General features: G+C 28.0%; 13 protein-coding genes. 5 read left to right on the top strand and 8 right to left on the bottom strand.

Annotation, left to right across the window (positions count from 1 at the left end; all coding sequences use genetic code 11):
* Window positions 1-238: 238 nt before the first annotated feature.
* The 5 genes from Q0731_RS13025 to Q0731_RS13005 form a co-directional block, all read right to left on the bottom strand.
* Window positions 239-403 carry a hypothetical protein gene (locus Q0731_RS13025; protein WP_299064791.1) on the bottom strand — a complete coding sequence of 55 codons (165 nt, stop codon included), beginning with the start codon at window positions 401-403 and terminating at the stop codon, window positions 239-241.
* Window positions 404-487: 84 nt separating this feature from the next.
* Window positions 488-1,021 carry an NAD(P)H-dependent oxidoreductase gene (locus Q0731_RS13020; RefSeq protein ID WP_299064789.1) on the bottom strand — a complete coding sequence of 178 codons (534 nt, stop codon included), beginning with the start codon at window positions 1,019-1,021 and terminating at the stop codon, window positions 488-490.
* A gap of 117 nt (window positions 1,022-1,138) precedes the next feature.
* A complete protein-coding gene (locus tag Q0731_RS13015; protein WP_299064787.1) occupies window positions 1,139-1,525 on the bottom strand; it encodes an OsmC family protein in 387 nt (128 codons plus the stop codon).
* Window positions 1,525-1,878, bottom strand: coding sequence for a DoxX family protein (locus tag Q0731_RS13010; RefSeq protein WP_299064785.1), 354 nt, complete (start codon window positions 1,876-1,878; stop codon window positions 1,525-1,527). The genes Q0731_RS13015 and Q0731_RS13010 overlap by 1 nt, the downstream gene beginning before the upstream one ends.
* Window positions 1,879-2,213: 335 nt before the next feature.
* Complete coding sequence (locus tag Q0731_RS13005) at window positions 2,214-2,387, bottom strand: hypothetical protein (protein WP_299064783.1); 174 nt, start codon at window positions 2,385-2,387, stop codon at window positions 2,214-2,216.
* Window positions 2,388-2,546: 159 nt separating this feature from the next.
* On the opposite strand from Q0731_RS13005, the gene fumC reads away from it, so the two are divergent.
* The gene (fumC, locus tag Q0731_RS13000) at window positions 2,547-3,944 is read left to right on the top strand and encodes a class II fumarate hydratase (RefSeq protein WP_299064781.1); all 1,398 of its coding nucleotides are present in this window, start codon (window positions 2,547-2,549) and stop codon (window positions 3,942-3,944) included.
* Between the two features lie 77 nt (window positions 3,945-4,021).
* On the opposite strand, the gene Q0731_RS12995 is transcribed toward fumC, so the two are convergent.
* The 3 genes from Q0731_RS12995 to Q0731_RS12985 form a co-directional block, all read right to left on the bottom strand.
* Window positions 4,022-4,531 (bottom strand): DinB family protein, encoded by a 510-nt coding sequence (locus Q0731_RS12995; RefSeq protein ID WP_299064779.1) that lies wholly within the window; start codon window positions 4,529-4,531, stop codon window positions 4,022-4,024.
* 83 nt (window positions 4,532-4,614) lie between these two features.
* Window positions 4,615-7,074 (bottom strand): polysaccharide biosynthesis tyrosine autokinase, encoded by a 2,460-nt coding sequence (locus tag Q0731_RS12990; RefSeq protein WP_299064777.1) that lies wholly within the window; start codon window positions 7,072-7,074, stop codon window positions 4,615-4,617.
* An 8-nt stretch (window positions 7,075-7,082) separates the two neighbouring features.
* The gene (locus Q0731_RS12985; RefSeq protein ID WP_299064775.1) at window positions 7,083-7,877 is read right to left on the bottom strand and encodes a polysaccharide biosynthesis/export family protein; all 795 of its coding nucleotides are present in this window, start codon (window positions 7,875-7,877) and stop codon (window positions 7,083-7,085) included.
* Between the two features lie 83 nt (window positions 7,878-7,960).
* On the opposite strand from Q0731_RS12985, the gene Q0731_RS12980 reads away from it, so the two are divergent.
* From Q0731_RS12980 to secA, 4 genes are all read left to right on the top strand, one after another.
* Window positions 7,961-8,737: a class I SAM-dependent methyltransferase gene (locus Q0731_RS12980; protein WP_299064773.1), complete on the top strand. Its 777-nt coding sequence runs from the start codon at window positions 7,961-7,963 to the stop codon at window positions 8,735-8,737.
* A gap of 100 nt (window positions 8,738-8,837) precedes the next feature.
* Entirely contained in the window at window positions 8,838-9,410 is a 573-nt protein-coding gene (locus Q0731_RS12975; protein WP_299064771.1) for a cob(I)yrinic acid a,c-diamide adenosyltransferase, read from the top strand.
* Window positions 9,411-9,580: 170 nt separating this feature from the next.
* Window positions 9,581-9,802: a DUF2795 domain-containing protein gene (locus Q0731_RS12970; RefSeq protein WP_004571063.1), complete on the top strand. Its 222-nt coding sequence runs from the start codon at window positions 9,581-9,583 to the stop codon at window positions 9,800-9,802.
* A 142-nt stretch (window positions 9,803-9,944) separates the two neighbouring features.
* Window positions 9,945-13,283 carry a preprotein translocase subunit SecA gene (gene secA / locus Q0731_RS12965; protein ID WP_299064763.1) on the top strand — a complete coding sequence of 1,113 codons (3,339 nt, stop codon included), beginning with the start codon at window positions 9,945-9,947 and terminating at the stop codon, window positions 13,281-13,283.
* The last annotated feature ends 234 nt before the right edge of the window (window positions 13,284-13,517 follow it).

Raw genomic sequence — 13,517 nt, 5'->3', positions numbered from 1 at the left:
TTCAGTATTCAGTATTCAGTATTCAGTATTCAGTATTCAGTATTCAGTATTCAGTATTCAGTATTCAGTATTCAAAAATGAAAAAACCTAATGAAAGATGCGTCAAAATCGTAAAAAGTTATCAACTTTCTTAGTTCTTAGTTCTTGTTTCTATGAATTAAAAAATAATTCATAATCAAACGGAAAACAAAGTTTTAATTTCATTTCTTATGTCTCTTGTCTCAACAACTTAAAAAAACTAAGCTCTCAAACCTAAATCTTGCATTATCTTATTAAATTCTTCTGTGGTTGGTGTTAAATAAACTACATTATCTATAAATAAGGTTGGAAACTTTACAACGCCTCCATACAATTCTTTTGTGTGTGCTTTTGCTTCTTCATCTTTAGAAACGTCTCTATAAATATAAGTTTGATCTGTTGATTTTAAAAATTTTTAATGCAACTGTATAAGCATGCCCTTGTTTTCCGTACAAAACTATTTTCATAATTATTCATTTACTAAGTTTTCGAATTGGTTTACTTGCTTTTTTAAGGATCCTAATAATTCTTGATTTATAATTTTACCTTCTTTAAAATGATTATAAAAATTAGGCAAAGAATAGGAAACCAATTCTTTTGCTCCCATTCTAGAAAATCTTGTTATTGCAGCATCTAAAACAGATATCCCTCCTCTTGCTCCTGGAGAAGTTGCCATTAATAATAAAGGCTTGTCTCTAAAAACTTTTGCTTCTATTCTAGAACTCCAATCAAAAATATTTTTAAAAGCTGCAGTATAAGAACCATTGTGTTCTGCTAATGAAAGTATAAATCCATCATAAGAACCTAGTATAGAAGTAAACTTCTTTGCATCTTCTGGAAAACCTTTTTTTTCTTCATCTTCACTGTAAAAAGGGAGTATGAAATCTCTTAAATCAATAACATCAAAAGCAGTATTTTCTAAATTTTCTGCTGCAAAAGTTGCTAATTTTTTATTGATAGAAGTAGAACTTGTGCTGCCTGCAAATGCTAGTATTTTTTTCATTTAAATTTACTTTTTTAATTTTAAACTCGTTCTCTATACTATTTCGCATAAAAGGGAAATCACTAGAACTAACAAACTTTTAGAGTGATCAACTAAAAACTGAAACTGACATTTTTTTTACTGTATACTAGTAACTATCTCAGTTTCTCCTTTTACCATTTTAGCAACAGGGCATTTTCCTGCAATTACTAATAATCTTTTTCTTTGGTCTTCTGAAATTTCTTTTTCAAAGGATATTTCTTCTGATAAATGAGAACCTTTTTTGTCTTTTATCTGAGAAACATTGACAGTAATTTCACCTACATCCCAACCTTTCCTTTCTGCATACATTCTTAAAGTAATTGAAACACAGCCTCCAATTGCTGTTAATAAATATTCTACAGGTGTTGGACCATTATCATCTCCACCATAAGAAACAGGTTCATCTATTGTTGCAAAATGATTTCTCATTTTTGCTTCTGCTAAATATTTTTTGTTTGATAAAACTACTTTAGAATTTGCCATTATTTTATTTTTTTACTGTAAAAATAAGATACTAAAAGTAAAATTATTGCCACTAAAGCTCCCATTTGTTCTCCATCTGAAATCATATAATGGGCAAAAAAGGCTAAAATAAAATTAAAGAAAAAACCTGCATAAGCCCATTCTTTTAAAGATGTATTATTGATAAACCAAATAGCAACCAAACCTAATATTTTAGCTGTTGCTAATGGATAAATAAGATATGTAGGAAATCCAAAACTTGTAAATGCTTTTGTTATTTCTGTATTATTAAAAAGATACATACTTACAGAAAAAAGCATTAGTAAAGTTAATAATCCTGTAGAAATGTAATATACTATTTTTTTAGTTTTCATTTTGAGATTTTTTAAAATTCTAAGCAAACTTACAAAATATTTAATTATTTTCCAAGGAATATATTTCTACGGAATATTTTTTATATAAAATAGTTTTGAATTTATATATTTAAAGAATTCATATAAATATTGATACAATTAAATGGATTGATATAAATTTTCTAACAAATTGAAACCAAATTGAATATTGAGACTTTACTAATAACTGGCAAAAAAAGCGAGTAGTGATATACTGAAAATAACTTTAAAAAAAAACACTTCCAAAATACTTCTGGAAGTGTTTCAATAATTATTGACAAATAATTTATGTAGTGTAAAAAAGTAGATTAAAATAACTATTTACCTTCTTCAGCTCTTTTTGCTTCTTTTTTTAATTTGATATTTTCCCAAATAGTTCCACCAATCCAATAAGGAACTACAAATGTTAGTAAAAATAATAACAACCAAAAACCAGCTGTAAAAATGAACATGAATAAAACTAATCCTGAAAATTGAGAAAAATCTAACATTTATATCTTTTTTTATTATGATAGAACAAAAATAATACTATTTTCAAAAATAAACCATCAAAAAAAAAGTTTTTTTTAAACCTTTAAAAATCATTGTTATCAACTTTAAATAAACATTGTTTTTTGTAAATTTGTTTCATCTAAAATTTACAAAAACTTATGAAATATAGAATCGAAAAAGATACTATGGGAAATGTTGAAGTTCCTGCAGACAAATATTGGGGAGCACAAACAGAACGTTCTAGAAACAACTTTAAAATCGGTGCTGCTGGTTCTATGCCATTAGAAATAGTATATGGTTTTGCTTATCTTAAAAAAGCTGCTGCATACACAAATGCAGAATTAGGTGTTTTAAGTGATGAAAAAAGAGATTTAATAGCAAAAGTTTGCGATGAAATTTTAGCTGGAAAATTAGATGATCAATTTCCGTTAGTAATTTGGCAAACAGGTTCTGGTACACAATCTAACATGAATGTGAATGAAGTAATTGCCAATAGAGCTCATGAAATTGCTGGCAATGTAATTGGAGAGGGAGAAAAAACCATTCAACCAAATGATGATGTAAACAAATCTCAATCATCTAATGATACTTTTCCTACAGGAATGCACATTGCAGCGTATCAAAAAATTATTGAAACTACAATTCCTGGAATCACACAATTAAGAGATACTTTAAAAGCGAAAGCAGTAGCATTTAACGACGTTGTTAAAATTGGTAGAACACATTTAATGGATGCTACTCCCCTAACTTTAGGGCAAGAGTTTTCTGGTTATGTAGCTCAGTTAAACTTTGGTTTAAAAGCTTTAAATAATACTTTAGAGCATTTAGCTCAATTAGCTTTGGGAGGTACAGCTGTTGGAACAGGTTTAAATACACCTGCAGGTTATGATGTTTTAGTTGCTAAATATATTGCTCAATTTACAGGCTTACCTTTTGTAACTGCAGAAAATAAATTTGAAGCTTTAGCAGCACATGATGCTTTGGTAGAAACTCATGGAGCTTTAAAGCAAATTGCTGTCTCTTTAAATAAGATAGCAAATGATATTAGAATGATGGCTTCTGGACCTAGATCTGGAATTGGAGAAATTATCATTCCTGCTAACGAACCTGGTTCTTCTATTATGCCTGGAAAAGTAAACCCAACACAATGTGAAGCTATGACAATGGTTTGTGCACAAGTTGTTGGTAATGATGTTGCTGTTACTTTTGGTGGTGCTCAAGGGCATTATGAGTTAAATGTTTTTAAACCAGTTATGGCTTCTAATGTTTTACAATCTGCCCAATTAATTGGAGATGCTTGTAAATCTTTTGATGAAAATTGTGCAGTTGGTATTGAGCCAAATCATGCAAGAATTACAGAATTGGTAAATAACTCTTTAATGTTAGTGACTGCTTTAAATACTAAAATTGGGTATTACAAAGCTGCTGAAATTGCAAATACAGCACATGCAAATGGTACAACATTAAAAGTTGAAGCTGTTCGTTTAGGTTATGTTACAGAAGAACAATATGATGAATGGGTTAAACCAGAGGAAATGATTGGAACTTTAAAGTAATCTTTGCTTATATTTTTAAAAATCCGAAGTTTTAACTTCGGATTTTTCTTTTTAATGAGTAATAAATATTGTGAAAATTATAAATATCTTTCTTGTATTACATTTAAATGATGCATTTGGTGTCCAGAAAACAAATAGCCTAAAGCTCTCACTGATATTTTTTTTTCTGATGCAACTCCGACTCTTAACAAATCCTCATCAGTAAAACTCTTAAAAAGCATTATTGTTCCTTTTCTTAAGAGTGCTAATTCATTTAACAAATCATTAAAATCTCTGTCATTAGATTTTGTATTATTTACAAAAGTATCTTGATCAAAACCAGGTTGCACTGTTTTATCATTCCTAGCAAAACATAATGCTCTGTAACTAAAAATACGTTCTGTATCTATAATATGCTGAATCAATTCTTTTAATGTCCATTTTCCTTCCCCATAAGAAAAATGCTGTTTTTCCTCTGGTAAATTTCTCAAAAGAAGTTGAAATTGTTTTTGAGAACTTTCTAAATTATCAATAATAGATGTATTCTTATTCAATACAAATTGAAGGTATTGATCAAAATAAGAATCATATTCGTTTTTAGGAATCATCATTGTAATTGTTTCTGTCTTATATTGATTTTTTTTTTAATACTTTTAATATAAAAAAGCATCGAATTAACGATGCTTTAAATTTAACTTTTAGTTTTAAATATATTTTTAATTTTAGAAAATATACCATTAGATTCTTCAACTTCATGGTAACCATATTTTCCATAGCCATAACCATAGCCATAACCATAACTGTAGCCATAACCATATTTATTATTGATAGAGAAATCATTTAATACATAACAAATATTAGAAACCTCTTTATTTATATACTTTTCATCAATCATTTTCATCATCCCTTTCTCAGAATAATTTTGACGAATTACATAAATAATTGCGTCTCCATATTTAAATAATTCTAATGCATCAGAAACTAAACCAACAGGAGGCGTATCAATAACAACATAATCGTACCTTTTTTGAAGGTCTTTAATCATTTTATCTGCAGTTTCGTTTAACAGCAATTCTGATGGATTTGGAGGTATTGGTCCCGATAAAATAAGATCTAAATTTGGTATTTTAGTTTTTATAATAATTTCGTCTAATGTTTTTTGATTGATTAGGTGATTTACAACACCAACATCATTTGTTAAATCAAAATCATCATAAATTTTTGGCTTTCTTAAATCTAAACCTATTAATACTGTCTTCTTCCCGCTCAAAGCAAAAACAGTTGCCATATTAATAGAAATCATTGTTTTTCCTTCTCCACTTACAGAAGAAGTTAACACTAATGTTTTTGCTTCTTCTTTTTCTGTACTCTTAAATAAAAATTGAATATTAGATCTTAATGTTCTAAATGATTCTGCAACAGATGATTTTGGCTTGTTAAAAACCGCTAAATTATTATCTGCTTGATTTCTACCAACAACTCCTAAAACAGGTATTGCGTAATTATTCTGAATTTCATCTGCAGTGTGAATTTTATTATCTAAAATTTCTCTTATAATTATGTAAAACAATGGGATAATAATACCCATCATTAAACCAACCAGATAATTAAATTGTGGTTTTGGATAATTAGGTTTTTCTCCTAAATCTTTTGCTTCATCAATTATTTTAACATCAGATACGTTTGCTGCAATTGCCGTTCCTGCTTCGTAACTTTTTTGTTTTAAATAATTATAATTTGATTCTGAAATTTCAAAATTTCTTTGATAGTTTAACAACCCTTGTTCTCTAGTAGGTATTTTTTTTAGTTTAGAGTTTGTTACGGTAAGTCTTTTGTTAAGTTTACCTATTTTAGTATTATTGATACCTAACAAATTTGTAATGTTTTCTAACAAATTATTTTTGGTAATTGCAATTTCATTATTTAACTTCTTTAGAGGAGGATAATCATCAGTAACTGTATTTCTTAAACTTTCTCTTAGAGTAGATTTTTGAATTAATATTGAAATTTCTTTAGCAATCTTAACATCTTGTATTTTTATTAAGGCTGGTACAGGAATACCCTCTGAATATTGGCTATGAGTTGAAAGATAATTTTTTAAATTACTTAAATATTCATTAAATTCTAAAAGTTCTTTTTTTTCCTTTTCTAACTCAACTATCTCACTAAAAATTTGATCTCCTTCAGAAGATAAGTCAAAAATATTATTTACTTCTTTGTAAACTCCTAACTCTTTTTGTATTCTTCCTAAACTATCTTTTTCTTTAATAAATAATTCATCAATATATTTTTTTGTCTTTCTTGCATATAAAATTTTCTGCTCTTGTTTATCCTCCTCTAAAACCTGCACTGTAGCATTTAAATAGGCAACAATTCTTTTTTTGTTAGGCCCACTCATCGATAAACTTAATAAAGATGCTGCATCAGTTAATGCTCTTACACTAACATCTCTATATGTACTTACTGCTCCATCAAAATTTTGAAATTTTATAAAATAAGACTCTCCAATATTAAACTTACTACTTTTTTTAAGTGAAAAATTTAAAAAAGGAGTATTAATTATTTCTCCAACTTTATATTCTTTTGAAAAACTCGAAGTTTCTGAAATAAATTCCTTTATTAAATTACGATCATAAGTTATTAATTGATCTGATCCTAAAGCATTAAAATCAAAAGATAATTTAAATCTATCCTCTCCTGTTATTTCTACTTTTATAAGTTTATTATACAACTGAGGTTTATCTGTTTTAAGATTAACTGTAAATGGTGTATAACCAAATACATCTTCCATTCTATACCTACCCTCTTTTAAATAAGCTATATAGAATTTTAATTTTTCAACTACTTTTTCATTATGAGACCTAGATCCTAAGATAACTTTTATGGTCTCTATTTCATCACTTGCTCCTCCCCAATTAAAAGCAATATTTGTACCTGTAGAAAATAATGGATTATTTTCTTCTTTTACAGAAATTATAGTATTTAAACTATATTTTTTTTCTACATAACCACTCATAAAATTTGCTATAATTAAAGCTGTAATTATAGTTACTAAAAAAAGTTTCCAATAAGAAATTATCTTATATATATAACTTTTAATATCAATACTGTTTTGAATTGTTGGTGCTTTAAAATTTATTTTATTATCCATAAATGCTATTAGTTTCTAGCTAAAATAAATGTTGTTGTTAATAATGTAAATATTGACAATAAAGTTGTAAGACTCTGAACCCCAGTAACTCCTGTTCCCCAAGATTTTTGTTTTAGTGGAATAATGTTTATAATGTCATTAGGTTTAATATAAAACACATCAGAGTTAAAGGCTTTAATATCAGTTAAATCAATTATAAATTTTTCAGTCCCAGAAATAGAATTTCTAATTACCACGACCTCTTTTCTATTACCTACCATGGTAATATCTCCAGAATTTGCAATTGCATCTATAATAGAAACTTTGTTTTGAAAAATAACCTTTGGTCCTGGGTTATTAATTTCTCCTATAATTGTATATTTTATTCCAGAAAGTTTAACAGAAACAAAGGTATCTTCTTTATTTTTTAAGTATTTATTTAATTCTTTTTCAATTTTTTTTCTAACTTCTAAAGTTGTATATCCTAAAACATTAATTTCTCCAATGGTTGGCATTCTAATATTTCCATAACTATCAATGCTGTAATCTGAAAAATATCCAGATCCAGAATCAAAATCCTGATTAGAATTTTGGTTTAAATTACTCCCCTCAAGTTGTTTTTGAAAAATTGAAACCATTTTTTCATCACTAGATTTGATATCAATATTTAAAATATCGTCAACCTGAAGTTTGTAAGGAATGTCATTAATTCTTGTTATTTCTTTCTTTTTAACAGGTTCTCCTTGTAAATAAATTAATTCTTTACTTGGGATACAAGAAAAAATTATACTCGTAAAAATTAGTAATAGAAAATATTTTTTCATTTTATTTTTAATCATAAGGCACAAATATACTTTTTAAAAGTGATTTTATATAATTTTATTTTACTTTCGTTTTTTGTAAAACAATGATTTATTTAATAAAAGAATATTTAAATTTTAAACTAAAATCTTCTAATGAACATGGGGTTCACTCCCCTTTTGTGTATAATTTGGTAACCAAATGTTTCTATAAGAAAACTAATATAATTTTATGGGAATCTTTTAAAAAAAGAAAGCAACAATTATTAGACAACAAAACCATAATAAAAGTCACAGATTTTGGCAATGGTTCTAAAATTTTTAAAACAAATAATCGTCAAGTTTCTAAAATTGCAAAAATCGCAGGAATCTCTTCAAGAAAAGCAAAATTATTAATTCGTTTAGTTAGTTATTTTAAAACTAATAATATTTTAGAAATCGGTACCTCTTTAGGATTAAGCACCTTAGCTATTAAAACAGCAAATAAAAATGCTAAAATTACAACTCTAGAAGGTTGTTTAGAAACTAGTAAAGTAGCAAAAGATCTATTTAATAAAAATAACTTTAAAAATATTGATCTAATTACTGGTAATTTTAAAGAAACACTCCCCAAATCAATCATAAATAAACAATTCGATTTTATTTATTTTGATGGAAATCATAATAAAAAAGCTACTTTAAATTATTTTGAAACCTGTTTACCAACTATAAATAATAATGCTGTTTGGGTTTTTGATGATATTTATTGGAGTCATGAAATGAAAGAGGCGTGGTTAGAAATTAAAAAACACCCAAAAGTAACAGTTACTGTTGATGTTTTTTATTGGGGAATTGTTTTCTTTAGAAAAGAACAAGCAAAAGAGCATTTTAAGATAAGAGTATAAGAAAAGTTGATGCGTTTATTTGTTAAATCATTTAAATGCTACATACTAAAAGATGTAACTTTGTAACTTTGACTTAATAAAATTATACAAGTATTCTTCAATGAAAATATATACAAAAACTGGCGATTCTGGAACTACAGCTCTTTATGGAGGAACAAGAGTTAAAAAATATAACTTACGTATAGAAAGTTACGGAACTGTTGACGAACTAAACTCATATATTGGTTTAATAAAGGACCAAAAAATTTCTTCTACAGTCAAAGAATCACTTTTAAAAATTCAAAACGAATTATTTACTTTAGGAGCAATGTTAGCAACTCCACCAGAAAAAGAAACCTTAAAATCAGGTAAAGAAAGACTCAATATTCCTAAAATAGATGATAATTCTATTCTTTTTTTAGAAAATGAAATTGATAAAATGGATGAAGAACTTCCTCAAATGACTCATTTTATTCTTCCTGGTGGGCATCAAGGAGTGTCATTCTGTCATATTGCAAGATGTGTTTGTAGAAGAGCAGAAAGACTTTCTGTGGAATTAAATGACCAAGAAGCTATTAATGAGGACATCATAAAATACTTAAACCGACTTTCTGACTTTCTATTTATGTTGGCACGAAAATTGGCTAAAGATTTAGTAGTAGAGGAAATTAAATGGATTCCTAATAAAAATTAATACGTTCTTTTTTTATCGATATAAATAAACTTTAACATTTTATTTTTCACATAAATCATTTATTTAAAAGGCTTTATAAAATAGTTAAATTACTTTTCAATAAATTTCTTTAAAAAGACTTGCATAATTCAGTAAAAAAATTATTTTTGCACAAAATTAAACAATAAAAAATGTATTGGACATTAGAATTAGCATCTTATTTAGCAGATGCACCTTGGCCAGCAACCAAAGATGAGTTAATAGATTATGCTATTAGAACCGGTTCTCCTTTAGAAGTAGTAGAAAACCTACAAGATATTGAAGATGAGGGTGATTCTTATGACTCAATTGTTGAGATTTGGCCAGATTATCCAACTGAAGATGATTATCTTTGGAATGAGGATGAATACTAAATCAACATAAAAATATAAAGTCTCTAAAGAGGCTTTTTTTTTGTTATTTTTTAAAATCGATACTTTTTTTTGGTTGATAAAACTTAAACTTCAAAATCAAAATAACAAAGTCACAAAAGTGGCTTAAAACATACAGATATAAATGAATATTTTAAATTCAGTAATTAAACTTTTTGTAGGTGATAAACAACAAAAAGATTTAAAAGGACTACAACCAATCGTAGAAGATGTTAAAAAATTTGAAACTGCTTTTTCTAAGCTTTCTCATGATGAGTTGCGTGGAAAAACTTTAGAGTTTAAAGAAAGAATAAAAGAAGCTATTAAAGAGTTTACAGATAAAATTATAGCTTTAGAAGAAGAAGCTAAAACTGCCAACATAGATCGTCAAGAAGATATTTATACAGAAATAGATGCTTTAAAAGACCAATCTTATACTGTTTCTGAAGAAACTTTACTTCAAATTATGCCAGAAGCTTTTGCTGTAGTTAAAGAAACTGCAAAACGTTTTGTACATAATGACGAAATTGAAGTAACTGCCTCTCCTTCTGATAGAGAATTATCTGCAGAAAGAGAAAATGTTACTTTAAACGGAGACAAAGCTATTTGGGCAAATTCTTGGGATGCTGCAGGGAAACCTGTTACTTGGGATATGATTCATTATGATGTTCAATTAATTGGTGGGTCTGTTTTACACAAAGGTAAAGTGGCAGAAATGATGACTGGTGAAGGAAAAACATTGGTTTCTACCCTACCCGTTTATTTAAATGCCTTAACTGGTAATGGAGTTCATTTAGTTACTGTAAATGATTATTTAGCAAAACGTGATAAAGCTTGGATGGCTCCTCTTTTTGAGTTTCATGGTTTTACAACAGATTGTATTGATTATCATCAACCAAATTCTGATGCTCGTAGAAAAGCCTACAATGCAGATATTACTTATGGTACAAATAACGAATTTGGATTCGATTATTTACGTGATAATATGGCAAGTTCTAAAGATGATTTAGTACAAAGAGCTCCTAATTACGCTATTATTGATGAAGTAGATTCTGTTTTAATTGATGATGCAAGAACTCCATTAATTATTTCTGGTCCTGTTCCTCAAGGAGATAGACACGAGTTTACAGAATTAAAACCTTTGGTTGCTGATTTAGTTACAATGCAAAAAAACCATTTAGTTAGTGTTTTTGCAGAAGCTAAAAAGTTAATTAAAGAAGGAAATGATAAAGATGGTGGTTTCTTATTGTTAAGAGTTTATAGAGGTTTGCCAAAAAATAAAGCATTGATAAAATTCTTATCACAAGAAGGTATCAAACAAATCTTGCAGAAAACAGAAAACTATTACATGCAAGATAACAACAAATTAATGCCAGAAGTAGATGAAGATTTATGGTTTGTTGTTGAAGAAAAAAACAATCAAATTGATTTAACAGATAAAGGAATTGCACATTTATCACAAAAAACAGATAACAATAACTTTTTTGTTTTACCAGATATTGGTGTAAAAATTGGTCAGATTGATGCTTCTGATGCTAGTAAAGAAGAAAAAACTTCTCAAAAAGAAGAATTATATAAAGACTTTAGCATAAAAAGTGAACGAATTCATACTATGAATCAACTTTTAAAAGCATACACTGTTTTTGAAAAAGATGTTGAGTATGTTGTCATGGACAATAAAGTAATGATTGTTGATGAGCAGACTGGTCGTATTATGGATGGTCGTCGTTATTCTGATGGATTACACCAAGCAATTGAAGCAAAAGAAAATTGTAAAATTGAAGATGCTACACAAACTTTTGCAACAGTAACCTTACAGAATTACTTTAGAATGTATCGTAAACTTTCTGGAATGACAGGAACTGCAATTACAGAAGCTGGTGAATTATGGGAAATATACAAATTAGATGTGGTAGAAATCCCTACTAATAAACCTATTCAAAGAGACGATAAAGAAGATTTAATCTACAAAACTGCTCGTGAAAAATACAATGCAGTAATTGAAGATGTTGTAAAATTAGTAGAACAAAAAAGACCTGTTTTAGTAGGTACAACTTCTGTAGAAATATCAGAATTATTAGGTAGAATGTTACAAATGCGTAAAATTCCTCATAATATCTTAAATGCAAAATTACACAAACGTGAAGCCGATGTTGTTGCAGAGGCAGGTAAACCTGGTGTAGTTACTATTGCAACAAACATGGCTGGACGTGGTACTGATATTAAACTATCTAACGAAGTTAAAGATTCTGGTGGTTTGGCTATTATTGGTACAGAAAGACATGATTCTAGACGAGTTGATAGACAGTTAAGAGGTCGTGCAGGAAGACAAGGTGATGTAGGTTCTTCTCAATTCTATGTCGCTTTAGATGATAATTTAATGCGTCTTTTTGGTTCTGATAGAATTGCCAAAATGATGGATAGAATGGGCTTAAAAGAAGGTGAAGTAATACAGCATTCTATGATTACCAAATCTATTGAAAGAGCACAAAAGAAAGTAGAAGAAAACAACTTTGGTATTAGAAAACGTTTGTTAGAATATGATGATATCATGAACGCTCAACGTGAGTTTGTATATCAAAGAAGACGACATGCTTTAGATGGTAAACGTTTGCAAGTTGATATTGCAAATATGATTTATGATACTTGTGAGTCTATCATCAATTCTAACAAAGCTGCAAAAGATTTTCAAAATTTTGAGTTCGAATTGATTCGTTTTTCATCAATGACTTCTCCAATAACAGAAGAAGAATTTCATAAATTATCTGAGAAAGAAATTGCAGATAAATTGTATGATGTTGTTGCTGAACATTACAAAAACAAAATTGAAAAAAATGCCGTTTTAGCTTATCCTGTTATTAAAGATGTTTATGAAAATGAAGGCGATAAATACGAAAGAATTGTTGTGCCTTTTACAGACGGAATTAAATCTTTACAAGTTGTTACCAACTTAAAAGAAGCGTATGAAAGTGAAGGAAAAAGTTTAGTAACAGATTTTGAGAAAAATATCACTTTAGCCATTATTGACGAAAACTGGAAAGATCATTTACGTAAAATGGACGATTTAAAACAATCTGTTCAAAATGCGTCTTATGAACAAAAAGACCCATTATTAATTTATAAATTCGAAGCTTTTGAACTTTTCAAAACTACAGTAGATCAAATAAATAAAGAAGTATTATCATTTTTGTTTAAAGGAGAATTACCTCAACAATCTAATCAAATTTCAGAAGCTCGTCAGCAAAAAAGAGAACGTTTAAATACCTCTAAGGCAGATGTACAAAACTCTACGGAGCAAGCTATAGAAAACTCTCGTCAACAATCTTCAGAACCTGTTGAAACCATTGTACGTGATCAACCAAAAATTGGTAGAAACGAACGTGTTACCATTAAAAATATAATGAGTGGTCAAGAAAAAGAAGTGAAGTTTAAACAAGCAATTCCTTTAATAGAAAAAGGAGAATGGGTTTTAGTTAGTAGTTAGTAGTTAGTAGTTAGTAAAAGAATGTATTTAGCATTAGAATATTGATATTGCTATTAAAAAAATATTCTCTTAAACGATAAAGTTTAGTTTTGTCATCCTATGTTTGTAAACTTTTAAAGTTCATAAAGGCACTTTCAGAAGTAAGCTATTTTTTCATAAGCACTAAAAAAAAGCAATGTAAAACTATAAGTTTTACATTGCTTTTTTTAATTTTTAAACATAATTTGAGTTTAC

The sequence above is a fragment of the uncultured Polaribacter sp. genome (genome assembly GCF_947497695.1).
Classification (GTDB): Bacteria; Bacteroidota; Bacteroidia; order Flavobacteriales; family Flavobacteriaceae; genus Polaribacter.
Note: the sequence above shows the minus strand (reverse complement) of the source record. Positions and strands in the feature narration are given on the sequence as shown.

Coding starts and splice junctions, on each gene's coding strand:
- Q0731_RS13020 (WP_299064789.1), bottom strand. CDS start 1,021: ATGAAAAAAATACTAGCATTTGCAGGCAGCACAAGTTCTACTTCTATC.
- Q0731_RS13015 (WP_299064787.1), bottom strand. CDS start 1,525: ATGGCAAATTCTAAAGTAGTTTTATCAAACAAAAAATATTTAGCAGAA.
- Q0731_RS13010 (WP_299064785.1), bottom strand. CDS start 1,878: ATGAAAACTAAAAAAATAGTATATTACATTTCTACAGGATTATTAACT.
- Q0731_RS13005 (WP_299064783.1), bottom strand. CDS start 2,387: ATGTTAGATTTTTCTCAATTTTCAGGATTAGTTTTATTCATGTTCATT.
- fumC (WP_299064781.1), top strand. CDS start 2,547: ATGAAATATAGAATCGAAAAAGATACTATGGGAAATGTTGAAGTTCCT.
- Q0731_RS12995 (WP_299064779.1), bottom strand. CDS start 4,531: ATGATTCCTAAAAACGAATATGATTCTTATTTTGATCAATACCTTCAA.
- Q0731_RS12990 (WP_299064777.1), bottom strand. CDS start 7,074: ATGGATAATAAAATAAATTTTAAAGCACCAACAATTCAAAACAGTATT.
- Q0731_RS12985 (WP_299064775.1), bottom strand. CDS start 7,877: ATGAAAAAATATTTTCTATTACTAATTTTTACGAGTATAATTTTTTCT.
- Q0731_RS12980 (WP_299064773.1), top strand. CDS start 7,961: ATGATTTATTTAATAAAAGAATATTTAAATTTTAAACTAAAATCTTCT.
- Q0731_RS12975 (WP_299064771.1), top strand. CDS start 8,838: ATGAAAATATATACAAAAACTGGCGATTCTGGAACTACAGCTCTTTAT.
- Q0731_RS12970 (WP_004571063.1), top strand. CDS start 9,581: ATGTATTGGACATTAGAATTAGCATCTTATTTAGCAGATGCACCTTGG.
- secA (WP_299064763.1), top strand. CDS start 9,945: ATGAATATTTTAAATTCAGTAATTAAACTTTTTGTAGGTGATAAACAA.